Source organism: Kocuria sp. UBA5001, from assembly GCF_002398425.1.
GTDB lineage: Bacteria > Actinomycetota > Actinomycetes > Actinomycetales > Micrococcaceae > Kocuria > Kocuria salsicia.
This window is the reverse complement of the sequence record NZ_DGYR01000013.1, coordinates 261,645-287,590: the sequence shown is the minus strand read 5'-3', so window position 1 is coordinate 287,590 and position 25,946 is coordinate 261,645. Positions and strand designations below refer to the sequence as shown.

Here is a 25,946-nt window from a genome sequence, read left to right as displayed (position 1 = left end):
CCCCCCCCCCCCCCCCCGCAGCGGCGCCCGGTAGGCTTCTGGGACACCCCGTCCGCCGTCGCAGGAGCCCCGCCATGTCCGAGTCCCCCGCCCACCGGGCCGCCAAGGCCGCCCACTCCGTGGACCACCTCTTCGGCTCCCGGGCGTTCCGCGTGCCGGGCACGTACCTGGGCGCCGTCGCATTCCCGCACCCGCGTCGCGGCCCCTGGCACTACTGGTGGCAGGCGCACCTCATGGAGGCGTTCCTGGACGCCGCCGCCCGCGAGCGCCGCGCCGCTCACGCCGACGCCGCCGCCTGGGCCCGCTCCCGCGCGCACCAGCTGCTGCGGGGCATCGCCGTGCACAGCGGCGGCCGGGTGACGAACAACGTGTTCTTCGACGACATGGCCTGGCTGTCCCTCGCGCTGGGCAGGCTGCGCCACGAGGACGTCGCGGCCACGGGCCGCACCACGCGCACGGTGAAGGACGACGGCGTGGCGCTGGCCAGGCGACTCGAGGCGGGGTGCGACGAGAATCTGGGCGGCGGCTCGTGGTGGAACACGACCCGCGACTACAAGAACACCGCGTCCACGGCGCCGGTGGCGCTGAGCTTCCTGCGGATGCACCGCGTCGAGGAGGCCCACGCCCTGCTGATGTGGCTCTTCGACACGCTCTTCGACGCCGAGCGCGGCGTGTTCCTGGACGGTGTCCGGCTGATCGCGGCGGGCTCCGGCACGGAGACGACCGCCGTGGACCCGCACGTGTACACGTACAACAGTGGACCGGTCCTGGGTGCGGCGCTCGAACTCGCGCAGCACGTGACGGACCCGGCGCAGCGGAAGCTGTGGTTGGACCGTGCGGCACGCCTCGTCCACGGGGCGGCCCGCGAGTTCACCGTCGAGGGACCGCACGGCCTGCCCGTCCTGAAGGGCCAGGGCGGTGGAGACGCCGGGCTGTTCACCGGGATCCTGGCGCGTTACCTGGGCGAGGCGGCGGCGTCGTCGCAGCTGGAGCCGACAGCGCGCATGACTGCTCGCGCGCTCGTCGCCGCCACCGCCGACGCCCTGTGGGACGGCCGCCGTGAGTTCGACCCGGACGTGGACTTCTCCCGGCCCGGCGTCACCGCGCAGACCGTGGATCACGAGACGGTGGCCGTGTTCTCCCCGGAGCCCTCCCGCCACGCGAACGACACCCAGCGCACCGGAGCCCCCGTGGAGCTGAGCACCCAGGTGCAGGCGTGGACGGTCCTCGAGGCCGCGGCGCTTTCGGCTGACCGCTGAACCCGGCGCGGCACGCGAATCCGCTCTGGCCCGAAAGGGTGTGACGAGGGTAGAAACGACTCATGAGTTCAGTACGCACACCGGACCCGAACCCTGGTTGGCTCAGCGAAGAGGACCTCAACCGAGCACGCGCCACGCTGCCCATCGTGTACGTCCAGGCCATTCCCGTGCGCCTGGACCCACTGGGGTGTCTCTCTGAGATCGGGCTGCTGCTCACCGCCAACGACGAAGGCCGCATGGTGCGCACGTTCGTCTCCGGGCGTGTGATGTACCGAGAGACGGTGCGCGCCGCGCTGCTGCGCCACCTGGAGAAGGACCTCGGGCGCCTGGCGATGCCGCAGATGCCCTCCACCACGGTGCCGTTCGCGGTCTCGGAGTTCTTCCCGTCCCCGTCCGAGACGGGGTTGACCGACGACCGCCAGCACGCCGTGGCGCTGAGCTACATCATCCCCGTGCGCGGTGAGTGCGAGCCCCGCCAGGACGCGCTGCAGCTCTCGTGGATGACCCCGGACGAGGCCCTCTCGCTGGACGTCCAGGATGAGTTCGAGGGCGGCCGCGAGGACCTCATCCGCCAGGCCATCGCCCACGCCGGCTGGGGCCGCTGAGGCCTTCTCAGTCTTCGTCCCGCGTCGGGACCCTGGGCATCATTCCAGTGGCCTGCCGGATGAGCGGCAGGGCCTGCGTGTCCGCGATGCGCTCCTCGCGTGATCGGAACACGTAGACCACAGCGAGTCCGCACGCGGCACCGATGACCGTCTCCACCGCGCGCGTGCCTGCAGCAGCGAGGACGCCCCGCCAGGGTTCGCGAGCTCGGTCATCAGCAGGGCCAGCGGGGTGATGAACAGAAGCGCCACGGAGTAGTTGCGCCCCACGAACAGCTCCGCGAGGAACTGCAGCAGGATCACGAACACCACGATGTGCCAGCTCTGCAGTTGCAGGGACAGCAGGAACGCGGTGACCCCCACACCTCCCAGGGTGCCAATCACGCGGTGCACCGCGCGCAGGGTGCGGGCGGTGAGGTCCGGCGCGGCAATTGGGGCCGCGGCCGCCACCATGGCCCAGTAGCTGTGGGAGAGTCCGCTCAGGCTGCCCAGCACCGCGGCCAGGCCCGTGGCTACGAAGAACCGCCCGGCGTGGGCCCACAGCTGCGCCCAGCTCAGGCCGTGGTGCGCAGGAACGGGTGCGACAGGGCCCCGCACGCCCTCGCCCACGAGGGTGAAAGCGGCACCGAGGCCCACGGACAGTGCTGCGGAGACGGCGGCCACCGCACCGGCCTGCCACACGGGGGCCGCGTCGGGCAGCGTGCCGATCGCCCCCGTCGCGAAGATGAAGAACAGCGAGCCCGCCGGCTTGAGCGTGAGGTATGCCGCAAGCAGCGCACCCACCCCGGCCACGACCGCCGTGACGGCCAGCACCGCAGGCTCCGGTGCCCCCACGTCCGACAGCAGAGCACCCAGCATCACGCACAGCACCACCAGCAGACCCGCCCAGGACTGGTGTGCCGCACGTGCGCGGGCGGGTTCGTTGCGCGCGTAGATGGAGGTGAAGGCCCCGAACGCCGCGTAGATGGCCAGGTCCGTACGATCCACGAGCAGCAGCACCAGCAGGGGGATCGCCACCGACAGGGCGATCCGCGCCGCCGGGACGTGGTCGCGCTGGGACGGCTGGATCGTGAAGAACTCGGAAATCTGACTCACGTGTGCTGGAGCGCCTTTTCCACGGGGTGACACGGGGACGCCCCATTCTCCCTCAGATGCGTCCCCCGTCCGCACCCACCCAGGAAATCGTTCCCTCGCTCGCAACGGTGTTGCAACACGACCGTAACGACACGCGTGTTCTGTGAGGAGTAGGCCGCTCACCTGCTCTCGATCCGGCAAGCAGACAGAGCTCTACCCCTTGACGGAACGATCGGCCACTACTACTTTGAAGCAACCGCGTTGCAGACATTGCAACATCTCACCCTGGGGGACCCATGACCCACGAAGCCACAGCCCAACCCGCGCCCGCGGCGGGGAGTCCCGAGGCGCCGTCTGCCCCGGTCTCGGCCGCCACCCGACGCCGCGTGATCTCCGCGAGCTTCATCGGCAACTTCGTGGAGTGGTTCGACTACGCGATCTACGGCTACCTGGCCGCGACCATCGCCGTCGTGTTCTTCCCGGACTCCGATCCGCAGACGGCGCTTCTGGCCACGTTCGCGCTGTTCGCCATCTCGTTCTTCGTGCGGCCCCTGGGTGGCTTCTTCTGGGGCCACCTGGGCGACAAGCTGGGCCGGCGCACCGCGCTCTCGCTGTCCATCCTGATCATGACGGGCGCCACGTTCTGCATGGCCCTGATCCCCGGCCATGCGAGCATCGGCATCTTCGCCCCGATCCTGCTGCTGATCGTGCGCATCGTCCAGGGCTTCTCCGCGGCGGGCGAGTACGCTGGCGCCTCCGCGTTCCTGGTCGAGTACGCCCCGTCCAACCGGCGCGGAATCTACGCCGCCGTGGTTCCGGCCAGCACCGCAGCCGGTCTGCTGTTCGGCTCGCTGTTCGTGGCCGCACTGTCCGCGCTGCTCTCCGGGGACCAGATGAACTCGTGGGGCTGGCGCATCCCGTTCCTGCTGGCCGCCCCCATGGGCCTGATCGGGCGCTACGTGCGCACCAAGCTCGAGGACACTCCGGTCTTCCAGGAGCTCGCCAAGGATGACGAGGTCATCCCGGCCCCGGTGAGGGACATGTTCCGCCACCACTGGGCCACCCTGCTGCGGGCGTGCGGCGCGGTGCTGCTCAACGCCGTCGGCTTCTACATGCTGCTCAGCTACATGCCCACGTACCTTTCCGAGGAGATCGGATTCGGCAAGACGGAATCCTTCCTGGCCACGTCCCTGGCACTGCTGTCCTACATCGGTTTCATCTTCCTCACGGGCCTGGCCTCGGACCGCTTCGGCCGCAAGAAGATGCTTCTGGCCGCAGGGATCTGTTTCATCCTCTTCACGGTGCCGCTGTTCATGCTCCTGGACCAGGGCACGTTCGCGGTGGTGCTGCTCGTGCAGGTGCTCCTCGGGGCCATGCTCACGCTCAACGACGGCACTCTGCCCAGCTTCCTGGCCGAGCAGTTCCCCACCCGGATCCGCTACAGCGGCTTCGCGGTCAGCTTCAACCTGTCCAACGCGGTCTTCGGCGGCACCGCCCCTTTCATGGCCACGCTGCTGATCTCAGCCTTCGACTCGGATCTCGCGCCGGCCTGGTACCTCATGGTCGCCGCCGCAGTCTCGCTCGTCGCCGTCGCCTTCTCCCACGAGACGTGCGACAAGCCCCTGACCGACTGACCGCCATACCGGGGGCGACGCCGCGCGGCGTCGTCGTCCCCCGCCTCACCCGCCACCCCGCCCGAGAAGTCCCCCGTCCAGGCGAGAACGACCACCCCACCAGAACACGACAGCACACCACCAAGGAGGATCATGAACACCTCACCCGCCACCGAAGCCACGCGCACGACGGAAGCCACCGACGTCTCCGAGCTGGCCCGCCTGAAGGTCATGCACAACGGCGAGAAGGAGCAGCTGACCTTCTCGGACGCCGAGTTCGAGCGCCGCCTGGCCGGACTGCGCGCGATCATGGCCGCCCGGCAGATCGACGCCGTGATCCTCACCAGCTACCACGGCATCAAGTACTATTCGGACTTCCTGTTCACCACGTTCGGCCGCAGCTACGCGCTCGTGGTGACCGCACTGGACTCGGTCACGGTGACCGCGAACATCGACGCCGGCATGCCGTGGCGCACCAGCTACGGCGAGAACGTGATCTACACGGACTGGCGCCGGGACAACTACTACTTCGCACTGCAGGAGGTGCTGCGCCAGCGCAACGTGACAGCGCGGCGGATCGGTGTGGAGGACGACGCCCTGCCCCTGCTCAACCGTCAACGCATCCAGGATGCGTTCCCGGACGCCGAGCTGGTGGACGTCTCCCTGGACGCCATGCGCCAGCGCATGATCAAGTCCGCGGAGGAGATCGCGGTCATCACCCACGGTGCGCGTATCGCGGACCTCGGCGGCGAGGCCATCCGGGAGGCTATCCGCGAGGGGGTGAGCGAGTACGAGGTGGCACTGGCCGGCACGGAGGCCATGGTGCACGAGATCGCGCGGACGTTCCCCCTGCGCGAGGTTCGGGACACCTGGGTGTGGTTCCAGTCCGGGCTCAACACGGACGGCGCCCACAACTGGGCCACCACCAGGAAGCTGCGGCGCGGGGACATCCTGTCCCTGAACTGCTTCCCCATGACCTCCGGCTACTACACGGCCCTGGAGCGCACCCTGTTCCTGGGTGAGCCGGACGCCCGCTCGCGCGAGCTGTGGGAGATCAACGTGCAGGTGCACGAGCGGGGCCTGGAGCTCATCAAACCGGGTGCGGTGTGCAAGGACATCGCCGCGGAGCTCAACGAGATCTACATCTCCCACGGGCTGCTCGCCAACCGCACGTTCGGTTACGGGCACTCCTTCGGCGTGCTCTCCCACTACTACGGCCGCGAGGCGGGACTGGAGTTGCGCGAGGACATCGACACCGTCCTGGAACCGGGCATGGTGGTATCCATGGAGCCGATGATCACCATCCCGGAGGGCGAGCCCGGTGCCGGAGGCTACCGCGAGCACGACATCGTGGTGATCGGGGAGGACACCACGGAGGACATCACCAAGTTCCCCTACGGTCCTGAGCACAACATCATCCCGGCCTAGTCAGTCGTAGCACCGCGGGGGTGGCACCGTGTCCGCACGGCGCCACCCCCGAGGCCTGCCGTGGCTCCGGCCCCATCTGCGCAAGAATGTAAAGTCCTATGGCACCCCCGAGATCCGAGTCCGCAGCCGACTCCCGCACCACCCCCGTCATCGCCAACGCAGTCAGCGTGCTGCGCTGCTTCTCCCACGACGATCCCCTGTTGGGTGTCACCGACATCGCCGGGCGGGTGGGGCTGCACAAGTCCACCGTTTCCCGCATCCTGGCGACCCTCGAGCAGGAGCACCTGGTGGAGCGTGACCCCCAGAGCCGCCGCTACCGTCTGGGGCTCGGGCTGATCACCCTGGCCGGGCCGCTGCTGGCCGATCTGGACGAGCGCCGCGTGGCCTACCCAGTGCTGCAGGAGCTGACCGAGCAGACCGGCGAGACCAGTGCCCTGGTGGTCTGGAACGGCTCCGAGACCGTGTGCGTGGAGCAGATCCCCAGTCCGCAGGAGATCCGGCACACGATTCCACTCGGCACCCGGTACGACACCGCCCTGAGCTCGTCCGTGCAGATCTTCCTGGCCCACCAGCCCGCGGAGCGGGTCCGCGCCCTTCTGCTCGCGGGGACCGTGACCCACCACTCCGCGGCCGACGATGCCGTCGCCCGCTACCTGGAGGCCCTCACCGAGGTGCGCGCCGCCGGGGTGGCCGTGAACTACGGCAAGACCCGCGTGGACGAGGTGGGCGTGGCCGCGCCCGTCTTCGACCACCGGGACGAGCTCGTGGCCGCCGTGATCATCGCGGCGCCGCGCTACCGCGTCACGGAGGACCAGGTGGAGCAGATCGCGGCAACGTGCACCGCCGCGGCGGACGAGGTGTCCCAGCGGCTGGGACACGCATCGCACGGCGGCTGACACCCTTGCCCGGCTGGCCACGATCCGGTGCCCCGCACAGACCGGGTGGCCCGCAGTCAGTCCAGACGGGGGACGTGCTCCGGATGACTCGCGCCCAGCGCCCGGTCAAAGGTTGCGAGCTCCACCCCGGCAAGTGCGGCCAGTGTGACGAGGTATTCGTCCGTGACCTGACGACGGCCCCTGAGAGTTTCAAGGCCGACCTGCGTGTAGGGCGGCGAATCCGTCAGGAAATCGACTCGGGGGTGTTCGTGGAGTGCCGTCAGCGGCCGTGCGAGGGACAGCGATGGGAGGCCGGTGGCGGGACGCACCGGCAATGCACCAGGGATTGTTCTGCGGGATCAGCGTCGTCACGCCGGAAGCGGCACCGTGGGGATTCCGCGGTCCGGCACAATGGTGGTGTGCCTTCCCCAGACTCCGTTCCCGCGTTCAGCTTCCAGTTCCACACCCGTCTGCGTGACGGCAAGGGTGTGCCGGAGGCGCGGATCCGCGAGAACGGCGGGCAGTTCCAGGCGCGCACCGGAACCATCACCACGCCGCACGGTCAGATCCAGACGCCCGCGTTCATCCCCGTGGCCACCCAGGCCGCGATGAAGGCCGTGCTGCCCGAGTCCATGGCGGCGGAGGGCGCGCAGGCGATGCTCGCGAACGCCTACCACCTGTTCCTCGAACCCGGGGACGACGTCCTGGACGAGGCCGGCGGGCTCAGCACCTTCATGAACTGGCCGGGCCCCACCTTCACGGACTCCGGCGGGTTCCAGGTGATGTCCCTGGGCTCGGGTCTGGGCAAGGTCATCGACATGTCCACCGGCGCGAGCCCCCTGGGAGACTCGCAGATGGCGCCGGGCCAGAAGCGCATGGCGCGGGTGGACGACGACGGCGTGTGGTTCCGGTCCTACCTCAACGGTGACCTGCACCGCTTCACCCCCGAGGTGTCGATGCGGGTGCAGCACAACATCGGCGCGGACATCATGTTCGCCTTCGACGAGCTCACCACCCTCCACAACACCCGCGCGTACCAGGAGGTCGCGCTGGAGCGCACCCGGAAGTGGGCGCTGCGCTGCGTCTACGAGCACCACCGGCTCACGCAGGAGCGCGCCCACAAGCCCTACCAGGCACTGTTCGGCGTCATCCAGGGCGCACAGTACGAGGATCTCCGCCGCCAGGCCTGCCGGGACCTCTCCGGGATGGGCTTCGACGGCTTCGGGATCGGCGGCGCGCTGGAGAAGTCGCAGCTGGGTACGATCGTGCGCTGGTGCACGGAGGAGCTGCCGGAGAACACCCCCAAGCACCTGCTGGGCATCTCCGAGCCGGACGACATCTTCACCGCGATCGACAACGGGGTGGACACCTTCGACTGCGTCTCCCCCACCCGAGTGGCCCGTTCCTCGGCCGTCTACTCGCCCACGGGCCGGTTCAACCTCACGAACATCCGCTTCAAGCGGGACTTCACCCCCATCTCGGACACGTGCCCCTGCTACACGTGCACGCACTACACGCGTGCCTACCTGCGGCACCTGTTCAAGTCCAAGGAGCGCAACGCCGCAACCCTGGCGTCCATCCACAACGAGCGCTTCGTCCTGGACCTCGTGGCCGGGGCCCGCGCGTCCATCGACGACGGCACCTACTTCGAGTACCGGGACGAGTTTCTGGGCAGCTACTACGGCACGACCCAGCCGAACATCTGAGGACGACGACGCCGCGGGGCCCGCCCCCGCACGTCGCACGCACCGTCCCCATGACCAGGGCCGATATCATCCGAAAGCATGATCGCTCTGGCCCTGATCGCCGCGCGGGCTCTCCACATCACGACACGTTGTGCGCAATTACCCGTGCTCGGCTCCTCTGTGTTGCTCCTCACAAACGGCGGCCTGTATAAACGGAACTCACATCGATGCAGAGGAGTGGTCATTGTGACCGACACCGCAGGTCGTTCGGAAACTCAGGGGACTTCAGGACGGGGTGCGTCGGAGGAGGAGCTGCTGCGCGCGCAGGTCTCGCAGACCATGGCCGCCACGCCCGCCGTCGACGACGCCGCGGGGCCAGACCTCGCCACTCCCCCCGTCGAATCACTGCCGGAGGACGTGCCTGCCGAGCCGGAGACCGGCCGCCCGGGCTCCGTGGACGACTCGCCGGAGACCTCCGCGGGAGGCTACGGGGTGGCGGCGGACGCCAAGTACGTGCCGTTCGACGTCGTCGGCCCCACCCGCCGGGTGCTGCGCAACATGTCCGAGGTGCGCCACTTCTTCCGCGTCAACGACGTCCCAGTGTTCTTCGTGGGCGCCACGCCGTTCAACCTGCTGGGCCTGGACCGCTGGGTCCGCAACCTGTCCTACGTCTCGTACTACGACGGCTGGGACGGAGCCCACCCGCGCATCTTCACGCCCAAGGACAAGCCGGCCCGCGAGTTCGAGTCTGGCGAGGACATCAACAACTGGCTGCTGCGCCACCACGAGGTGCGCGCGCACATCGAGTCCCGCACGCCGCACGGCAACCGGCCCAAGATCGCCCTGGTCTTCTTCAATGAGGAGACGGAGGAGATCTGCGAGGAGCTCGGCTACGACCTGATCCTGCCCAAGGCGGAGCTGCGCGAGATGCTCGACTCGAAACTCGTGACCACGCGCCTCGGCAACGAGGTGGGCGTGCCGTCCGTGCCGAACGTCCTCACCACCGTGGACTCATGGGACGACCTGCGCGAGCAGTCCGAGGACTGCGGGCTGGGCACGGACCTGGTGGTGCAGACCGCCTACGGGGACTCCGGCAAGACCACGTTCTTCATCGCCTCGGAGGAGGACTGGGAGAAGCACTCGGGTGAGATCGTGGGCCACGAGGTCAAGGTCATGAAGCGCATCAACAACGTGCCCGTGGCGGTGGAGGCGGTGCAGACGAGCGCCGGCACCATCGTGGGCCCGTTCATGACCGAGCTCACAGGCTACGCGGAACTGACCCCTTACCGCGGCGGCTGGTGCGGCAACGAGACCTTCCCAGATGTCCTGGACGACGAGACTCGGGCCGTGGCCGCAGGCATGGTGCGCCGGCTGGGCGACCGCCTGGGCCAGGAAGGTTACAAGGGCTTCTTCGAGGTGGACGTGCTTGTGGACACGGACACCAAGGACGTCTACCTGGGCGAGCTGAACCCGCGCATCTCCGGCGCCACGGCCATCACGCAGGTCACGGCAGGCGCGTACGCGGACATCCCACTGTTCCTGTTCCACCTGCTGCAGTACATGGACGTCGAGGTGCAGCTGGACGTGGACGAGATCAACGAGCGCTGGGCCGAGCTCGCGGCCGTGGACGTGTGGAGCCAGGCAGTGGTCAAGGAGACCGGTCCCGGGGTGGCCCGGATCGACAAGGCGCCCCGCACCGGCCAGTACTTCGTGAACGCGGACGGCGAACTGGTCTTCCGCCGCGCGGCACTAGACTGGCACCAGCTCCAGAACTCGTCGGAAGTCTTTTTCATGCGGATCTACGGTCCCGGCGAGTTCCGCTGGAAGGGCGCAGACCTCGGCATCATCGTCTCGGTGGGACGGCTGCAGCGCGCCACACGGGACGGGCTCGGCCTGAGCATCAGGGCCAAGCACCTGATCGAGTCCTTCCGGAACATGTACGCCGTGACTCCCCTGGTTCGCCCGGCAGGGGCCAGGGGATCCGCAGGTTTGAAGGCCTGACTTGCTGAGCGAAACCAGTAGCTCTCCTGGCGCGGGGGTCACTCTCAACAACTGGCAGACGCCCGAGCAGCTCGCGTGGTCTTTCCAGCACATCGCGGACATCCTGCCCACCGCCGTGATCTCGCGCGCCGCGGCACCCACCGCCCCGTTCGAGAGCGCACCCGCCCCCGTGGATGAGCTGCCCCTCGTCACGGTGGATGGCCGGTTCCTGACGGTGCGGGAGGTCATGGACTGGACGTACACGGACGGCTGGCTCGTGGAGCACGACGGCCGCCTGTTCGCGGAGCACTACCCGAGCGGCATGGCCCCGGGCACCCGTCATCTGCTGATGTCCGTGAGCAAGTCCCTGGTCAGCCTGGTGGCCGGCTCCCTGTGGGGCGCGGGCCTGCTGCACCCGGACGCGCCCGTGACCGCGTACGTGCCGCAGCTCGCGTACTCCGGCTACGCCGGCGCCACCGTGCGCCAGCTGCTGGACATGCGCACCGGCGTGCGGTTCTCCGAGGAGTACACGGATCCGGACGCCGAGGTGCGCCAGCTCGAGGAAGCCATCGGCTGGAAGGCGTGGACCCACCCGGGCCCGCGCAGCATGTACGAGTTCCTCCTGGGTCTGCAGAAGGTCCGGGAGCACGGCGGGCTGTTCGAGTACCGCTCGGCGGAGACCGACGTGCTCGGATGGATCTGCGAGGCCGCCGGCGGCGCGCGCATGCCTCAGCTGATGTCCCGTCTGCTGTGGAGCCGCATCGGCGCGGAGGAGGACGCCAACATCGGCGTGGACTCCACCGGCACAGGCATGTTCGACGGCGGCATCTCTGCCTCCCTGCGGGACATGGCCCGTGTGGGCCGCGTGGTGCTGGGCGACGGCGTGTCCATGACGGGCGCACGGGTCACCCCGGCCGAGTGGATCCACGACACGCTCACCGGTGCACCGGACTCCCGGCAGGTCTTCGCAGACTCCCCCACGGACACCCGGATGCCCGGCGGCATGTACCGCAACCAGTTCTGGATTCCCCGTGAGGGCTCGGACGTGGTGCTCGCCCTGGGCATCCACGGCCAGATGATCTACGTGAACCGCCCGGCCCGCGTGGTCGCCGTGAAGCTCTCCAGCTGGCCGGTTCCGCAGGACGCGTGGATGCTGCTCAGCACCATCACGGCCTTCGACACGATCGCGGCGGCGGTGCAGGAAGGCCGCCTGTGAGCCTGGCCCGCCCCTACGAGGCCGTCCCCGGCAAGCTGCACCGCGTGAGCAGCTCGGCGGGCGTGGTGCTCGCCCCGAACCCCGGCCCCATGACGCTGGACGGGACCAACACCTGGATCCTCTCGGGCCGGGGTGAGGGCCCGGAGCACCCGCACTACGGCAACCACCCGTCAGCGCAGGGTCGCGGCGAGTGGCCCGGCCCCGACGTCGTCGTCGTGGACCCGGGCCCCGCGGACGAGGAGCATCTGCAGGCCGTCGCGGCCACGGGCACCGTGGTGCTGATCCTCGTGACGCATCGCCACGGGGACCACACGGACGGCATCGACCGGCTCCACGAGATCACCGGCGCCCCCGTGCGCGCCGCGCTGCCGCAGTTCTGCCGGGACAGCGGCGAACCGCTGCGGGACGGGGACTCCGTCCTGGCCGCCGGCGTGAGCATCCGCGTGATGGCCACCCCCGGGCACACCTCGGACTCGGTATGCCTGCGTCTGCCCCACGACGTCCCGGAGACGGTGCTGACGGGGGACACCGTGCTGGGCCGCGGCACCACCATGATCGATCACCCGGACGGCTCCCTGACCGACTACCTCGCCTCCCTCGAGCGTCTCTCGCAGCGCGCCGGTGTCGTGGGCCTGCCCGCCCACGGGGACCCGTTGCCGGACCTGCGCGAGACGTGCCTGGAGCTGCTGCGGCACCGGCGCGCGCGCCTCGAGGAGGTGCGCGACGTCGTGAACAGGCTCGGCTCCGGGGCCAGCGTCGAGGCGGTCACGGACGTGGTCTACCCGGACGTGCCCGGCGGCGCGCGCCGCGCGGCCGAGCACTCGATCGCCGCGCAGCTCGCCCACCTGGACCGCTGAGCGCTCCTCCTGGGCACGACGAGGCCGCTGCCGCCGGTGCCCGCCAGCCTCACCCCTGGCTCGTGGCGGACTGCGCGTAGCCGGGCTCCCGGCGCTTGATCCAGGCGATAGCCGCGTATGTCACGGGCATGATCACGACCTCCACGAGGCACTTGTACACGTAGCCCACCACGGCGTAGTTCACGAACGCGGACCACGAGTCGATCCCGATCACGGGCGCGGCCACCGCGCAGAAGATCAACGTGTCCACGAGCTCCCCCACCAGTGTCGAGGAGATCAGCCGCGCCCACAGGTGCTTCTCGCTGGTGCGCTCCTTGACCTTGACCATCACGTAGGCGTTGAGCAGCTGCCCCACCAGGTAGCCCAGCAGCGAGCCGGCCACGATCAGCGGCACCGGGCCCAGCACCGCCTCGAACGCGGACTGGTTCTCGTAGAACGGGGCGGCCGGGAGGGCGATCACGATCCAGAACACCAGGGACGAGAACGCACCGAAGAAGAACGACGTGAGGATCGCCCGGCGGGCCGCGCGGAAGCCGTAGACCTCAGAGACCACGTCCCCCAGCACGTAGGCCAGGGGGAAGAGGAAGAAGCCGCCGTCCGTGATAACCGGCCCGAACTGCACGCCCTTCGTGGCCCCGATGTTGGAGAGCACGAGAATCACGCAGTAGCCCGCGAGGACGAGGTCGAAGTACGTGCGGGGGCGGCTCGCTAAGGCGGCCCCGCGTGCGGGAGGCGGGGCGGCGGTGTCACCGGACGGGGACGCGACGGCGTGCGGCGCGGCGGCAGAAGGGCGCGGCGGGGTGGCGTGGGAAGACACAGATGTCCTTGGAGTCGAGGGACGTCGAGGGGACGTCGCCTGCCACCCGACGTCGCACCCAGTGTAGTGGGGCGTGGGGAACTCGCGGGGCCGGTGCGGGGCGGAGCACAATACTGTCCATGAGTGAAACCACACAAAACCAGCCGCCCGTCGCCATGACCGTCGCGGGCTCCGAGGCCACCGGCGGTGCCGGCGCGCTCGCGGACATCAAGACCTTCACCTCGCTGGGGGTCTTCGGCTCCCTCGCACTCACGTGCATCGTGGCGTTCGACCCGGAGAACGGGTGGGACCACCGCGTGACCCCCGTGGACCAGCAGACCCTGGCGAACCAGCTGCAGACCATCACCGCGGCATTCGACCTGGACGCCGTGAAGATCGGCATGCTCGGCCACCCGGACACCATCCGCACCGTGGCCACCGCCATGAAGGAGCTCCGGCCGAAGCACCTGGTGCTGGACCCCGTGCTGATCTGCAAGGGCCAGGAGCCGGGTGCCGCGCTGGACACGGACCAGGCGCTGAAGGCGGAGGTACTGCCGCTGGCCACGTTCGTGACCCCCAACCACTTCGAGTCCCTGTCCCTGTCCGGGATGGAGTCCATCGACTCGGTGGAGGACCTCAAGGAGGCCGCGAAGCGCATCCACGACTCCTCAGGTGCCGCCGTGCTCGCCAAGGGCGGCGTGCGGCTGGCCGGGGCGGAGGCCGTGGACGTGTTCTACGACGGCTCCACGCTCGAGGTGCTCACCGAGCCCAAGGTGGGCGAGGTGCCGGTGTCCGGCGCGGGCTGCTCGCTCGCGGCGGCCGTGACGGCGGAGCTCGCCAAGGGCGCCACCCCGCTCGACGCCGCCCGCACCGCCAAGAGCTTCGTCACCGCGGGCATCCGGCACCGTCTGGCATCCCACCTGCCGTTCGACTCCCTGTGGCAGGGCGGATACGCCGCTGACGCGTAGCCGCACAGCGCCACCGAGGTTCCTGGGAGCCTTCGGGGAATGCCCTGTTCCGCAGGGCATTCCCCGTTTCCATGGGGTGGAATGGACATCGAACCCGCACGCGATGTCGGCAACCCGCGCTTTGCTGACAGAACAAGGTAAGGTGTCGTCATGCCCCGCATCACAGCCCCCAGCAACGCCGCCCAGCGAGAGCGCACCCAGCGCGCGATCCTGGATGCGTTCGGGGAGCTGCTGTACAGCAACGGGCTCACCGACCTCACCATGACCCGCGTCGCCAAGACCGCCGGAGTGGGCCGCACTGCGGTCTACAACTACTTCGCGGACATGGGCGAACTGCTCGTGGCCTACGCCCTGGACAAGACCGAGCGCTTCGTGGCGGACCTCAACCGCGAGCTCGCGGACACCGAGAACCCCGTGGACCAGCTGGGTGTCTACATCCAGCACCAGATCGAGGACCTCGGCCGCCGCCACCTGCCTCCCGGCCAGGCCATGCGCACGGTGCTCTCCCCCGAGGACTTCGCGAAGCTGGGCGCGCACGTGCAGAAGCTGCAGACCGTGCTCGCGGGCATCCTGCAGCGCGCCATGGACGAGGGCTACCTGCCCCACGGCGACACCGACGAGCTCTCCCAGCTGGTGCACGGCTCCCTGACCTCCACCGCGGACCGCACCACCTCCGTGGAGAGCACCCGCGCCCAGCAGCAGCGCACGCTGGCCACCGTCCGCTTCATCCAGCGCGGCCTGGGTGCCCAGTTCGACGCCCAGATGCGCCCCGTGCACCTGCCCCAGCAGCCGCCGCAGCTCAGCGCGGTGTCCTGATCCCCGGGACCCCACGTAGGCCCAGCACCGGAACTCGCCGTTGCGTGTGGCCACGTGCAACGCGTCCCTGAACCGCGGCGCAGAGGGGCAGCTGCTCCGCGATCTCAGCACGCCGGGCAACGAGCAGGCGCAGAACATCGCGGAGGTCATCCAGATCAACGCGCCGGACGTGGTGCTGGTCCACGAGTTCGACCACGTGCCGGGCGGCAGGGCCGCCGAGGCATTCCGTGACCACCACCTGTCCGTGCGCCGGAGCGGAGTGTTCTGGCCGAAGCTCGGCGAACCCGGTTCGGGGCTCACGAGCGACCCCGCCCTGGCCACCGACCACCACCTCGTCTGGGTGGACATGGATGTTCCCGGCAAGCGCTGACCTGCTCCCGCTGGTGCCCAGCTGCCGGGATCGGGGCTTCCGGCGGCCCGGTCACCGGGTTGGCCCGGCCACCGGGCCCGCATGCTCGCCGCTCCCGTCCGGTGACCGATCCGGCCGGTGGTGGTGCCCGCTCGTCGAGGTAGAGCTGGACGAACCGCTCCGCGTCGAAGTAGGGGGTCCAGTCCTGGGTGACGCCGTGGAACGCCTCCGTCACCTCGAACACCCGGGCTGGGGGCTGGGTGACGCACCTCACGGGGAATTCACTGTCCCGTCACGACCTGGTCTTGTGCTGTCCTTACGCTCACTGGCAGCAGTGCTGAACCAAGAGCACCGGTCGATCCCCCGCGACCGTTCACCCCACTCAGACCCCCCTTTCACAGCCCCCGCCCAGGAGATCACCGTGCCCACACCCCACCCCTCCGCCCCCGCCGACGCAGTGCGCCGAGGCGCGCTGGCCATCTCGCTCAGCGCCGCGCTGCTCACCACGGGACTCGGTGCCACCCCCGCCATCGCCGCGCCGAGCACCACGAGCATCGCCACCATCCAGGGCACCGGGCAGAGCACTCCCCTGGCGGGCCAGACCGTCACCACGGAACCCGCGGTGGTCACCGCGGTGTACCCGCCAGGACCCGGGTCCCTCGGCGGGTTCGTGATCCAGACGCCGGGATCCGGGGGCACGATCACTGGGACCACCGCCTCCACCGGGCTGTTCGTCCACACCGGGCAGGCTCCCGTGACCGTGCAGAGGGGCGATGCCGTGCAGGTCACCGGCACCGCCGGCGAGTACCAGGGCCTCACGCAGCTCTCGGGGACCGTGAGCGTCAAGAAGGTCGTCAAGAAGGTGGCACCGGTCAAGCCCGTCACCACCGACTGGGCCTCCACCGCCTCCTACCGGGAGAACCTGGAGTCCATGGTGTACCAGCCCCGGGAGAACTTCCGGGTGGCGGACACCTAGGTCGTGTTGCTAAACGGCCGGCCGGAACCGTTCGGTCATCCTTGGATTGTGTCGCGTGACGTGATCTCTGACGAAACGTGGTCTGTCATCGGTCCGCTGTTCCCGCCTGCAAAAACGAGAGGACGCCCGCCAGTCGATCGTCGGGTCATCGTGGAAGCGGTGGTGTGGCGGTTCCGGACGGGCGCTCCGTGGCGAGACCTGCCGGAGCGGTTCGGAAACTGGAACACGATCTACCGCAACTTTGACCGATGGGCGAAGGACGGCCTTTGGGCGCGTGTTCTCGAACACGTGCAAGGCGTAGTCGAGCGCAATGGGGACATCGACTGGGTGGCGTCAATCGATTCCACAATCGCACGCGTGCATCAGCATGGAGCGACACTGCCACGGGCTAAAAAGGGCACTTCGAACTACAACAAGTCCACCGCTGAGCCGTCGGATCATGCGATCGGCCGGTCGCGCGGCGGGCTCACGACGAAGACACATCTCGTTTGCGACGGCAGAGGCCGACCACTCGGGTTCGTCGTAACCGGCGGCCAGGTCGCCGACACCATCATGTTGCCGGCGACGATGAACCAGATCCGCGTCCTGACCGCGGGACGTCCACGACTTCGGCCGGACCGGTTGCGCGCCGACAAGGGATACCCATCGAAGGCCAGCCGCGCATGGCTGCGGGCACGGGACGTCAAGACGACGATCCCTGAGCGCAACGACCAAATCGCACATCGCCGAAAGCGTCCGGGCCGGCCCATTGTGTTCGACGCGGACGACTACAAGGGCCGGAACGTCGTCGAGCGGTGTTTCAACCGGCTGAAACAGTGGCGGGGCATCGCGATGCGCTCCGACAAGACCGCCCGTAACTACCACGCAGCCCTCTGCCTCGCCGCGACCCTGCTGTGGGCCGAGAGACCCAGCTCTTCTTCTCCGAACTGATCTTCAGTTTGCCGATGCCGACACAGCGTAGGCAGATTCCTCGACGCCTCGCCCGTCCGTTGTGAGCGTCGTCGCGACCAGATTCATGCCAAGCCGCTCGCAAAGCGCACGCGAAGATTCGTTGGCGGCGTCCGTCTTAGCTACCACTTGAACGAAGCCCCAGTCGCTGAGGGCAGCAGCCAGGAGAGCGCCCACAGCTTCAGTTGCCAGGCCCTTCCCACCGAAACGGGGATTGAACACGTAACCAATCTCGGCGCTGTCATCGTGAAGCCAGACGAGCCCGACCTCTCCGACAACTTCGCCTGTCTCAAGAAGCTCGACAACCAGAACCAGCTCGTCGCCGGGGCCGTCGAACCGCGCTGCAGCGTACAGGGAGAGCTCACTCACGGTGTGCTCCCGAGTCCACGTTCCAGCGCTCAGGTACTGAGCCACGTCCGGTCTCGACCTATAGGCGAGGACCGCATCGACGTCAGCTTCACGAGGCCGCCTCATTCGGAGTCTGGATGTATCGAGCACACGAAGACCGTAGCTGAACGAGCATTTAGCAACACGCCCTACGGGGTGGGCCGCTACGGTGAACTGGGCCTGTCCGCGGGCAAAGAGCTGCCCGCCCAGCCCACGCAGGTCGCTCGCCCGAACAGCCCCGAGGCCCGCGCCCAGGCGCAGCGCAACGACGCCATCTCGGTCACTCTGGATGACGGCACCAACCGGGGCTTCGCTGCCTCGCCCACCCAGGAACCCCGCCAGGTCCCGTACCTGACCCCCGAGAACCCCGTGGCCGTGGGCGACACCGCGCGGATCACCGCCCCGGTGATCGTGGACTACCGCTTCGACAAGTGGCGCCTGCAGCCCACCACCCCGATGGTCCCGGGCAAGGAACCGGCCCGGTTCTCCGGCTCGGCGGACCCCAAGCCGGGGGTGGGTGGACAGGTGCGAATCGCGTCTTTCAACGTGCTGAACTACTTCACCACCGTGGGGCAGGACAAGGGCTGCCGCGGCGGGAACTACTCCACGGACGGCACGTACAACGTGGCGCAGGGCTGTGACGCGCGCGGGGCCTACGACCGCGCGGACTTCGAGCGCCAGCAGGCCAAGACGGTCTCGGTGATCAATAAGGTGGATGCCTCCGTGGTCGGGCTCATGGAGGTCGAGAACTCCGCGAAGCTCGGCGAGCCCAAGGACGAGGCGCTCGCCTCCCTGGTCAAGGCACTGAACAAGGCGGCCGGCTACACCAAGTGGGCCTACGTCCCCGTGGCGGATTCCGAGCTGCAGCCGGTCGCAGAGCAGGACTTCATCACCAACGCGATCGTCTACCAGCCCCGCGAGGTCACGCAGGTGGGTCAGGCCCGGGCCCTCGGCTCCGAGGCCGTGGCCGGCGGCGCCTTCGAGAACGCGCGCACCCCGATCGCGGCCACGTTCACCGCGACCAAGGGCGGCGGCAAGCACGGCGCAGCACCCACCACGGTGGTGGTCAACCACTTCAAGTCCAAGGGCTCCGCTCCCCGCACCGGTCCCAACCGGGACACCGGTGACGGCCAGGGTGCCTGGAACACGTCGCGCGTGGCGCAGGCGAGCGCCGTCGTCGACTGGATCCCCGAACTCACGGCCGCCGCGGGCTCCCAGGACGTGGCCGTGCTCGGCGACTTCAACTCGTACGCGCAGGAGGACCCCCTGCAGGAGTTCTACCGCGCCGGGTACGCACGGGCCGCCGAGGACGACTACACGTACGTGTTCGGGGGCCAGGTGGGTTCGCTCGACCACATGCTGATCTCGCCGTCGCTCGCCAAGCGCATGACCGGCGCGGCCGCGTGGAACATCAACTCGGGCCAGTCGCCCTTGCTGCAGTACGCCCAGTACCGCACCACGGCCCTGGACTACTACGTCCCGAACGAGGTCGCCTCCTCCGACCACGACCCGTTCATCGCCGGGTTCCGGGCGGGCACGAAGTAGCCCTACCCCCCGGTACGACGACGCTGCCCGGCCCGTTGCGCACGAACGCGGCTGGGCGGCGTCATGCTGCCAGCCCCCGCGACCTCGGAGGCGCGGGACTCCCCGGCCGCCACGGGTGGATCGGGGAACTCCGCGGACAGCAGCGACCCCTTCGGCGGGATGGCCGCGGTGACTGGCTCGCTCACGACGGCCGAGACGGGCCAGCACATCGACGCGTTCCGGGCCAACATGCCGGGCGATGTGAGCAACGATCCCGCGGGTGCCCGCGAGGCCGTGGCGCAGCTGCGCTCGGCGGCACCGCAGGAGCTCAGCGGTAACCTGCGCGGCATGGAGCAGGTGCTGCACAACTTCGAGAACGGCAACAACCCCATTCAAGGGGTCGAGGGCAAGATGACCGGGCTGACCAACCAGTGCCAGGGTCTCGCGAACCGGTGACGGCTCCGCGCAGACATGTGCGATCGTAATTATTCGGCGGATATTACTCAGGGGTCATTCCTGTTCCTATGATGTGCTCACCCCCTTGATCGGTGAGTACCGCACGGGCCGGCGGAGCTGCCATCACACGCCCGCCACGAGGTTCCTCACCCTTAACGAAGGATCCGCGCATGTCCGCCGCAACCTCCGTCCGCCGCTCTGTCACGACCGGGCTCATCGCATTGTTCCTCGCCTCCGGCACCGTTGCCGTGGGCTCCTCCGCACCGGCGGAGGCCGCCGTGGTCAAGCCGTGCAAGGCCAGCATGTCCGTGACGCAGCCCCGCCAGTACACCAAGACCTCCGTGAAGGTCTCCCAGGTGGGCGCACGCGCCAACGTCACCACCACGGCCAAGTACAAGACCACCACGACCAAGAAGACCGCGGTCGCCTCAACCAAGGGCACCGCCGTGACGACCTACTCGATCGGCCGGGCCACCCTGAACCGCAAGGTGGTCGTGGACGTCGTCGCCACCTCGGGCAAGACCACGTGGACGTGCTCCACGTCGTTCACGCCGAAGCGCTGACGCCTCGGGTGGGGGGCCACCTTCCCACCCCTTCCGCTGGTGAAAATTAAGTGGAGTAAAAGCAGCCTGGCGCACGTGAGGCTGCTTTTACTCCATGAGGAATTCGACACGAGGTTCGACGCAGGGCCCACGCCCACGCGCCGGCGTTCACGAATGAGAAATGCGCCCCGTACTGACACGGGGCGCATTTCGTCGATCACAGCGCGGAGGATGGGGGATTTGAACCCCCGAGGGCGTTAACCCAACACGCGTTCCAGGCGTGCGCCATAGGCCGCTAGGCGAATCCTCCAAGCAAGCACGTGCACCACAGACGTGGGCAACGTGCGGCCATCAGCATAACAAAACTGGGCGGGCGGACGCGAATCGGGACGGTGGGCGGCCCGGACATGCCTGGCCGAGCGACGTCGTCACCCTTCGAGTTACCCCTTGACGGCCCCTCCGGTGAGACCAGAGACGATGTAGCGCTGCAGGAAAAGGAACAGCAGCACCACGGGGATCGCCGACAGGATGGCGCCGGCGGTGAACACTCCCCAGTTCTCACCGAACTGTACGGAGACGAATTGGTACAAGCCCACGGCCAAGGTGTACTTCTGCGGGTCCTGCAACACGATTTGAGCCAACAGGAAGTCCGAGAAGGACGCGATGAACGACAGCATGCCCACGACCACGAGGATGGGTGTGACCAGGGGAAGGATGATCGTCCAGTAGATCTGCGAGTGTGACGCGCCGTCCAGTGTCGCGGCTTCGTCCAGGTCACGCGGAATGGTGTTAAAGAAGCCGTACATCAAGAAGGTGTTCGCCCCCAACGCGCCCCCCAGGTAGACCGCGACCAGACCCATGCGGGAATTGAGCCCCAGGAACGGATACACCTCGGAAATACTGAAGAGCAACAAGAAGATTGCCACAAAGGCCAGCAACTGCGGGAACATCTGAATGATCAACAGGGACATCAGACCGCCCCTGCGGAACCTAAACCTGAACCGGGAGAAGGCGTATGCAGCTGCCGCGCCCATGAGAACCGTGCCCACAGCCGTGATGGACGAGATCAACATGGAGTTTCCGAACCATGTCAAGAACGGGTTCTGTGGATCGTTAAGAAGGTTTCGGTAGTTGGCGCCGGTGATCTCCGCGAAGAGGTCATTGGATCCCAACAAGGACCCCGTGGGCGACAACGAGGCCGATAGCGCGTAGACCAGGGGGAACAGGGCGAAGACGCACGCGATGACTGCGGCCACGTGTTTCCATCCCCCACGGGCGAACCGTTGTCCGACACTGAGCCGTGACCGGGACCCTGGCTTCCTGGAGGCGACGTTCGAGACTCGTGATGTGGACATGTCAGTTGATCTCCTCGAGTGCCCTGCTACGGCGGAAGGTCAGTGCCGAGACCACCGCCACCATGATGAAGATGAGGATCGACAGCGCGGAGGCAACTCCGTAGTCGTTGGCACCGCCGGCGAAGGCGATCTTGTAGACGAACGAGATCAGGATGTCCGTGGCCCCCACTCCCGTCGTGGATTCTAAGTCCTGGGGCCCGCCGCCGGTGAGCAGATAGATGACATTGAAATTGTTGAAGTTCATGGCGAAGGAAGCGATCAGAAGGGGCCCCACAGCCACCATGAGCATCGGCAGAGTGATCGAGCGGAACTTCTGGACGGCTCCCGCACCGTCCATGTCCGCGGATTCATAGAGTTCCGACGGGATGGACTGGAGCGCGCCGGTAGTTACCAAAAACATGTAGGGGAACCCCAACCACAGGTTTACCAGCAACAGCGAGACCTTGGCCAGCCACGGATTGTCCAACCAAGGGATGTTCGTCCCGCCCAGCAGCACCTGGTTGATGTAACCGAAATCAGCGTTTAGTAACCCCGCCCAGATCAGGATGGAGAGGAATGCGGGAAACGCGTAAGGCAGGAAGATGATGGCCCGGTAGACGTTACGGAACTTGAGGTTCTTGTCGTTGAACAGCATGGCCAGAAGCAGACCGAGGAAGAACGTCAGGGCTACCGAGAGGATCGCGAAAGCGAAGGTCCAGAGGGTGACGGAGACGAACGGCCCACCGAGGATCCCGGGATCGAAAATGGCCGCGAAGTTGTCCAGCCCCACGAAAACCCGCCACCCGGGACGCAGCTCTTCTCCCGCCGGGCCGACGAAGGCTCCCTGCCCGTTATCCGCGTACACGGTCCCGTCGTCCGAGACCATGGCATTGGCCTGCTCGTCGTAGACCAACGTGGGCGTATAGGGATACGCAGTGCGGCCGTCATCGGTGCGCAGCGCGCCCACGGCCGGATCATCGGAGACCGGGACTCGCAGGTCCATGACCGCTTCGTGCGCCGCGGTGACCTGCCCGTAATCGAGGATGTCGTAACCGGGGACCGCATCGATGGCACCGTTCGTCACGGTCGCACCCTCGACCGGGCTGAGCGCCTGGTGTGCGGAGCCGACGAGAACCCGGCCGTCCTGCACGGTCGCCAAAGCCAGGTCACCGTCCGCATTGAGCACCGAGACCGGATATTCCTGACCACCCGCCACCCGCTGTTCGTACGTACGGGTCAGCTGATTGACGGCCGCTTGTTTCGTGGAATTGTGACCATCACCGTAATTGGTGAACGCGGTAGCCGCGGTATAGAGGACCACGAAGATCTGGAAGACCAGTAGGAAGATCAGCCCGGGATAGAGGTACTTAGCCGGGAGCATCCTGCGGGTCGGTAGGAAGTACACGAGGTCCGCCGCGATCAGGGCCAGGAGCAGGAACACCAGGATGCCCCAGCTCTCGGCCGCCCATGCGGACAGGATGCCGAGCAGCCCGAAGGCGTTGATCAAGGCCATGAGCACGAGCTTGATCACGAACCCCATGCCGAAGCCGCGCGAGTGGGAATGCCGGATGCTCGGAGGTGACTCCGGCCGGCCGTCACCTGCTGAGTCCCTCTCCGTCGGAGAGATCACTGGACGGGCGGGGGTCGTGCTCATTGGATCTGTCCTTCGATATTGGCGATCATGCGATCCCACAGCTCGATCGGGTCCCCGTTGCCGTTGACGATTCCGTTCTCGGTGGTTCCCCAGAAGGACCACACTGCGCCCATCGCGGGGATGGTGGGCATGGGTAGTGCCTTGGTGGCGATCTCTGCGTAGGCGGAACGCAGCGGGTCACCCTGCATACCGTCAATGGCCACTTTGCTGGCCGGTGGCCGCCCCGTGCTCTTGTAGAGCGCAGTCTGTGATTCCGAGCGTGTCAGGTAGTTGGTCGCGAAGTCCTGCGCGGCCACGGGATTCGCCGCGTTCGCATTGACGAAGAACGCCTGGACTCCGGCGAACGGGCGTGCTTCCTTCCCACCCGCGGACGGGACGGGAAGAACGGTCACGTCCATGCCCGCGGCTTCGATGTCGCCGAGCTCCCACGGGCCCGCGATGTGGAAGGCGGATTGCCCGGAGATGAAGGACTCTTTTGCGATGTCCGGTGTCATGGACGTCCTGAGGTCACCGCTGCGCCCCAGCTCCGCCAGGTAGCGGGCGAACTCGTGACCATTTTGTCCACCCATGGCCAGCTCGTTCGAGTACTCACCGTCCGCGCCCCGCTGGAACACTTCCACACCGAACGAGGTCTGAAGGGGGTAGAGGTGATAGGGATCCCCGGCATCGGGTGACTGGCTCACCGTGAAGGGGTATTTGATGCCGCGTTCGTCCATGAGCCGATGGCCCTCGGCGCGCAGTTCGTCGAAGGTCGCGGGATCATCAGTGGTCAAGGCATTGTTGCGCACCAGGGCCACGCTTTCCACGGCGTAGGGCACCCCGTAGCTGACTCCGTTGTAGACGACGGCGTCCCGCGCGTTCTTCGTGAATTCCTCACCCCGGTCCCCCAGCTCCACGGGGGCGACCACCCCGTTGGCCGCCAACTGTCCGAGGTTGTCGTGCGGTGACACGATGATGTCCGGAGCTTGACCCGTGGGGCTCTGGGAGATGAAGTTCGAGATGGCCTGGGCGTTGATCTCGCGCTCGATGAACCGGACGTTCACACCCGTGTCGGCCGTGTATTCCTGCGCGATCTCACGCAGCGCGGGGATCTCGTCGTCACCGGCCTGGATGGTGACCTCCCCCGGCCCTCCGCCCAGCCCCGCCACCCCTGTTGTGGGTACGCTCGAACACCCGGCCAGTAGCAGAGCGCAACCAGCCAGAGCGGCTGCCCACCGCGTGCGTCTCATGGGCTTGTCCTCATCTCTCGTTCGGGTCCGTCGTCCGGCACGCCCACCGGGTCGCACGGGGCTCACGAGGGCAACCGGTTTCCGGTCGCGGCATCGAAAAGGTGGATGCGCTCGGGATCGGGAGCGACCCACAGGGTGCTCCCGGCGCTCGGCGGCGTGCGGCCGTCCGTCCGAACCACGATGGGGCTGGCGCCCCCATCGGCCCCTTCCTCCTCGGAATCGATGGAGTGGTCCGCGGCGTGTGCGGACGGATCCACCCGTACCACCGACGTGGCGGCTGTCAGCGGGGCGAGTTGGCCGTACACGTATGCATCGGCGCCGAGTTCCTCAACGACCTCCACCGTGATCGGGACCCCCGTCCCTTCCGCTGCGGGTGACAGGTCCTCCGGGCGGATTCCGACGGTGACCTGATGATCGGTCACCGCCTCCTGCTGGGCGGAGGACAACTGCAGAGAAAGCGTGCCCAACTCCACATGACCGGCGGAAACCGGGGCTCGGAACAGGTTCATGGCCGGGGACCCGATGAAGCCCGCCACGAATTCGCTGTTCGGTCGGTCGTACAGGTTGCGAGGGGTGTCCACTTGCATGAGCACCCCGTCCTTGAGCACAGCCACCCGGTCACCCATGGTCATGGCCTCCACCTGATCGTGGGTCACGTACACCGTGGTCACACCCAGCCGACGGGTCAGGGACGCGATCTGGGTCCGCGTCTGGACACGCAGCTTGGCATCCAAGTTGGACAGTGGCTCGTCCATGAGAAACACCTGCGGTGAACGGACGATCGCGCGTCCCATGGCGACGCGCTGCCGCTGGCCGCCGGAGAGGGCTTTCGGTTTGCGATCGAGATACTGCGTCAGGTCCAAGATCTTCGCGGCCTCTTCGACCCGCCGACGCCGTTCCTCGGGATTGACCTTGGCGATCTTGAGCGCGAAGCCCATGTTCTCCGCCACCGTCATGTGTGGATAGAGGGCGTAGTTCTGGAAGACCATGGCGATGTCCCGATCACGGGACGGGACATCCGTGACATCACGGTCGCCGATCAGGATCGTGCCGTCCGTGACCTCCTCGAGTCCGGCCAGCATGCGCAGGGTCGTCGATTTGCCACACCCGGAAGGGCCGACCAGGACCAGGAACTCCCCGTCGGCGATGTCGAGGTTCAGATCGGTCACGGAGGGGCGCTCGGCTCCCGGGTACTGACAGGTGATGTGGTCGAAGGTCACGGCGGCCATGGGCTGAGCTTCCTTTCAGAGTCCCCGTCACGGGGAAATTCCGACATGTCACGAGGAGACTGCCGGGCGCCACCACCACCATGCGATAGTGATGGACCTCACTAGTGTAAGCGATTCCATCAGTGGGAGGCAGGATCGGCACTTTGTTG

Annotated in this window: 24 protein-coding genes and 1 tRNA gene; 17 read left to right on the top strand and 8 right to left on the bottom strand. The window is 67.7% G+C overall.

What is annotated here, in order from left to right; translation table 11 throughout:
* Positions 1 to 74 precede the first annotated feature (74 nt).
* Together B3G12_RS09200 and B3G12_RS09195 are read left to right on the top strand one after the other, a co-directional pair.
* On the top strand, positions 75 to 1,259 hold the full coding sequence (locus B3G12_RS09200) for a glycoside hydrolase family 76 protein (RefSeq protein WP_055086279.1): 1,185 nt from the start codon (positions 75 to 77) through the stop codon (positions 1,257 to 1,259).
* Positions 1,260 to 1,321: 62 nt separating this feature from the next.
* Entirely contained in the window at positions 1,322 to 1,864 is a 543-nt protein-coding gene (locus B3G12_RS09195; protein WP_055086277.1) for an NUDIX hydrolase family protein, read from the top strand.
* Positions 1,865 to 1,903: 39 nt separating this feature from the next.
* On the opposite strand, the gene B3G12_RS09190 is transcribed toward B3G12_RS09195, so the two are convergent.
* The gene (locus B3G12_RS09190) at positions 1,904 to 2,956 is read right to left on the bottom strand and encodes an FUSC family protein (RefSeq protein ID WP_290499996.1); all 1,053 of its coding nucleotides are present in this window, start codon (positions 2,954 to 2,956) and stop codon (positions 1,904 to 1,906) included.
* Between the two features lie 275 nt (positions 2,957 to 3,231).
* On the opposite strand from B3G12_RS09190, the gene B3G12_RS09185 reads away from it, so the two are divergent.
* From B3G12_RS09185 to B3G12_RS09155, 7 genes are all read left to right on the top strand, one after another.
* Complete coding sequence (locus B3G12_RS09185; RefSeq protein ID WP_144941135.1) at positions 3,232 to 4,569, top strand: MFS transporter; 1,338 nt, start codon at positions 3,232 to 3,234, stop codon at positions 4,567 to 4,569.
* A 132-nt stretch (positions 4,570 to 4,701) separates the two neighbouring features.
* Positions 4,702 to 5,976, top strand: a complete 1,275-nt coding sequence (locus B3G12_RS09180) for a M24 family metallopeptidase (protein ID WP_055086270.1) — start codon at positions 4,702 to 4,704, stop codon at positions 5,974 to 5,976.
* A 98-nt stretch (positions 5,977 to 6,074) separates the two neighbouring features.
* Positions 6,075 to 6,872 (top strand): IclR family transcriptional regulator, encoded by a 798-nt coding sequence (locus B3G12_RS09175; RefSeq protein ID WP_055086268.1) that lies wholly within the window; start codon positions 6,075 to 6,077, stop codon positions 6,870 to 6,872.
* A 398-nt stretch (positions 6,873 to 7,270) separates the two neighbouring features.
* Complete coding sequence (tgt, locus tag B3G12_RS09170; protein ID WP_414672746.1) at positions 7,271 to 8,557, top strand: tRNA guanosine(34) transglycosylase Tgt; 1,287 nt, start codon at positions 7,271 to 7,273, stop codon at positions 8,555 to 8,557.
* Positions 8,558 to 8,782: 225 nt separating this feature from the next.
* Positions 8,783 to 10,537: a biotin carboxylase gene (locus tag B3G12_RS09165; RefSeq protein WP_290499992.1), complete on the top strand. Its 1,755-nt coding sequence runs from the start codon at positions 8,783 to 8,785 to the stop codon at positions 10,535 to 10,537.
* Between the two features lies 1 nt (position 10,538).
* Positions 10,539 to 11,732, top strand: coding sequence for a serine hydrolase domain-containing protein (locus B3G12_RS09160; protein ID WP_290499990.1), 1,194 nt, complete (start codon positions 10,539 to 10,541; stop codon positions 11,730 to 11,732).
* Positions 11,733 to 11,734: 2 nt separating this feature from the next.
* Positions 11,735 to 12,589: an MBL fold metallo-hydrolase gene (locus B3G12_RS09155; protein ID WP_144941598.1), complete on the top strand. Its 855-nt coding sequence runs from the start codon at positions 11,735 to 11,737 to the stop codon at positions 12,587 to 12,589.
* Between the two features lie 49 nt (positions 12,590 to 12,638).
* Here the strand turns inward: B3G12_RS09155 and B3G12_RS09150 are convergent, their stop codons facing one another.
* The gene (locus B3G12_RS09150; protein ID WP_290499985.1) at positions 12,639 to 13,406 is read right to left on the bottom strand and encodes a queuosine precursor transporter; all 768 of its coding nucleotides are present in this window, start codon (positions 13,404 to 13,406) and stop codon (positions 12,639 to 12,641) included.
* A 119-nt stretch (positions 13,407 to 13,525) separates the two neighbouring features.
* Here B3G12_RS09150 and B3G12_RS09145 point away from each other — a divergent pair, with 119 nt between their 5' ends.
* From B3G12_RS09145 to B3G12_RS09125, 5 genes are all read left to right on the top strand, one after another.
* On the top strand, positions 13,526 to 14,353 hold the full coding sequence (locus tag B3G12_RS09145) for a hydroxymethylpyrimidine/phosphomethylpyrimidine kinase (protein ID WP_290499983.1): 828 nt from the start codon (positions 13,526 to 13,528) through the stop codon (positions 14,351 to 14,353).
* Positions 14,354 to 14,503: 150 nt separating this feature from the next.
* On the top strand, positions 14,504 to 15,169 hold the full coding sequence (locus tag B3G12_RS09140; protein ID WP_012397363.1) for a TetR/AcrR family transcriptional regulator: 666 nt from the start codon (positions 14,504 to 14,506) through the stop codon (positions 15,167 to 15,169).
* A gap of 46 nt (positions 15,170 to 15,215) precedes the next feature.
* Positions 15,216 to 15,539 carry a hypothetical protein gene (locus B3G12_RS09135; protein ID WP_186367244.1) on the top strand — a complete coding sequence of 108 codons (324 nt, stop codon included), beginning with the start codon at positions 15,216 to 15,218 and terminating at the stop codon, positions 15,537 to 15,539.
* 400 nt (positions 15,540 to 15,939) lie between these two features.
* Positions 15,940 to 16,494 (top strand): hypothetical protein, encoded by a 555-nt coding sequence (locus tag B3G12_RS09130; RefSeq protein ID WP_290499980.1) that lies wholly within the window; start codon positions 15,940 to 15,942, stop codon positions 16,492 to 16,494.
* Positions 16,495 to 16,554: 60 nt separating this feature from the next.
* The gene (locus B3G12_RS09125; RefSeq protein WP_290499978.1) at positions 16,555 to 17,424 is read left to right on the top strand and encodes an IS5 family transposase; all 870 of its coding nucleotides are present in this window, start codon (positions 16,555 to 16,557) and stop codon (positions 17,422 to 17,424) included.
* A 3-nt stretch (positions 17,425 to 17,427) separates the two neighbouring features.
* Here B3G12_RS09125 and B3G12_RS09120 read toward each other — a convergent pair whose 3' ends face one another.
* On the bottom strand, positions 17,428 to 17,916 hold the full coding sequence (locus B3G12_RS09120) for a GNAT family N-acetyltransferase (RefSeq protein WP_290500091.1): 489 nt from the start codon (positions 17,914 to 17,916) through the stop codon (positions 17,428 to 17,430).
* Positions 17,917 to 17,985: 69 nt separating this feature from the next.
* On the opposite strand from B3G12_RS09120, the gene B3G12_RS09115 reads away from it, so the two are divergent.
* The 3 genes from B3G12_RS09115 (at position 17,986) to B3G12_RS09105 (ending at position 20,372) form a co-directional block, all read left to right on the top strand.
* Entirely contained in the window at positions 17,986 to 19,374 is a 1,389-nt protein-coding gene (locus B3G12_RS09115) for an ExeM/NucH family extracellular endonuclease (protein WP_290499976.1), read from the top strand.
* 63 nt (positions 19,375 to 19,437) lie between these two features.
* Entirely contained in the window at positions 19,438 to 19,809 is a 372-nt protein-coding gene (locus tag B3G12_RS09110) for a hypothetical protein (RefSeq protein ID WP_290499975.1), read from the top strand.
* 170 nt (positions 19,810 to 19,979) lie between these two features.
* Entirely contained in the window at positions 19,980 to 20,372 is a 393-nt protein-coding gene (locus B3G12_RS09105; RefSeq protein ID WP_144941147.1) for a hypothetical protein, read from the top strand.
* A gap of 204 nt (positions 20,373 to 20,576) precedes the next feature.
* On the opposite strand, the gene B3G12_RS09100 is transcribed toward B3G12_RS09105, so the two are convergent.
* The 5 genes from B3G12_RS09100 to B3G12_RS09080 all read right to left on the bottom strand — a co-directional run bounded on the left by B3G12_RS09100 (position 20,577) and on the right by B3G12_RS09080 (position 25,797).
* A tRNA-Ser gene (locus tag B3G12_RS09100) sits at positions 20,577 to 20,661 on the bottom strand.
* A gap of 130 nt (positions 20,662 to 20,791) precedes the next feature.
* Positions 20,792 to 21,607 carry a sugar ABC transporter permease gene (locus B3G12_RS09095; protein WP_167318016.1) on the bottom strand — a complete coding sequence of 272 codons (816 nt, stop codon included), beginning with the start codon at positions 21,605 to 21,607 and terminating at the stop codon, positions 20,792 to 20,794.
* A 100-nt stretch (positions 21,608 to 21,707) separates the two neighbouring features.
* Positions 21,708 to 23,339 carry an ABC transporter permease subunit gene (locus B3G12_RS09090; RefSeq protein ID WP_222128291.1) on the bottom strand — a complete coding sequence of 544 codons (1,632 nt, stop codon included), beginning with the start codon at positions 23,337 to 23,339 and terminating at the stop codon, positions 21,708 to 21,710.
* Complete coding sequence (locus B3G12_RS09085; RefSeq protein WP_290499971.1) at positions 23,336 to 24,487, bottom strand: sugar ABC transporter substrate-binding protein; 1,152 nt, start codon at positions 24,485 to 24,487, stop codon at positions 23,336 to 23,338. Before B3G12_RS09085 ends, B3G12_RS09090 begins: the two co-directional genes overlap by 4 nt.
* Before the next feature lie 143 nt (positions 24,488 to 24,630).
* A complete protein-coding gene (locus B3G12_RS09080) occupies positions 24,631 to 25,797 on the bottom strand; it encodes an ABC transporter ATP-binding protein (RefSeq protein WP_131332238.1) in 1,167 nt (388 codons plus the stop codon).
* Positions 25,798 to 25,946: the final 149 nt, after the last annotated feature.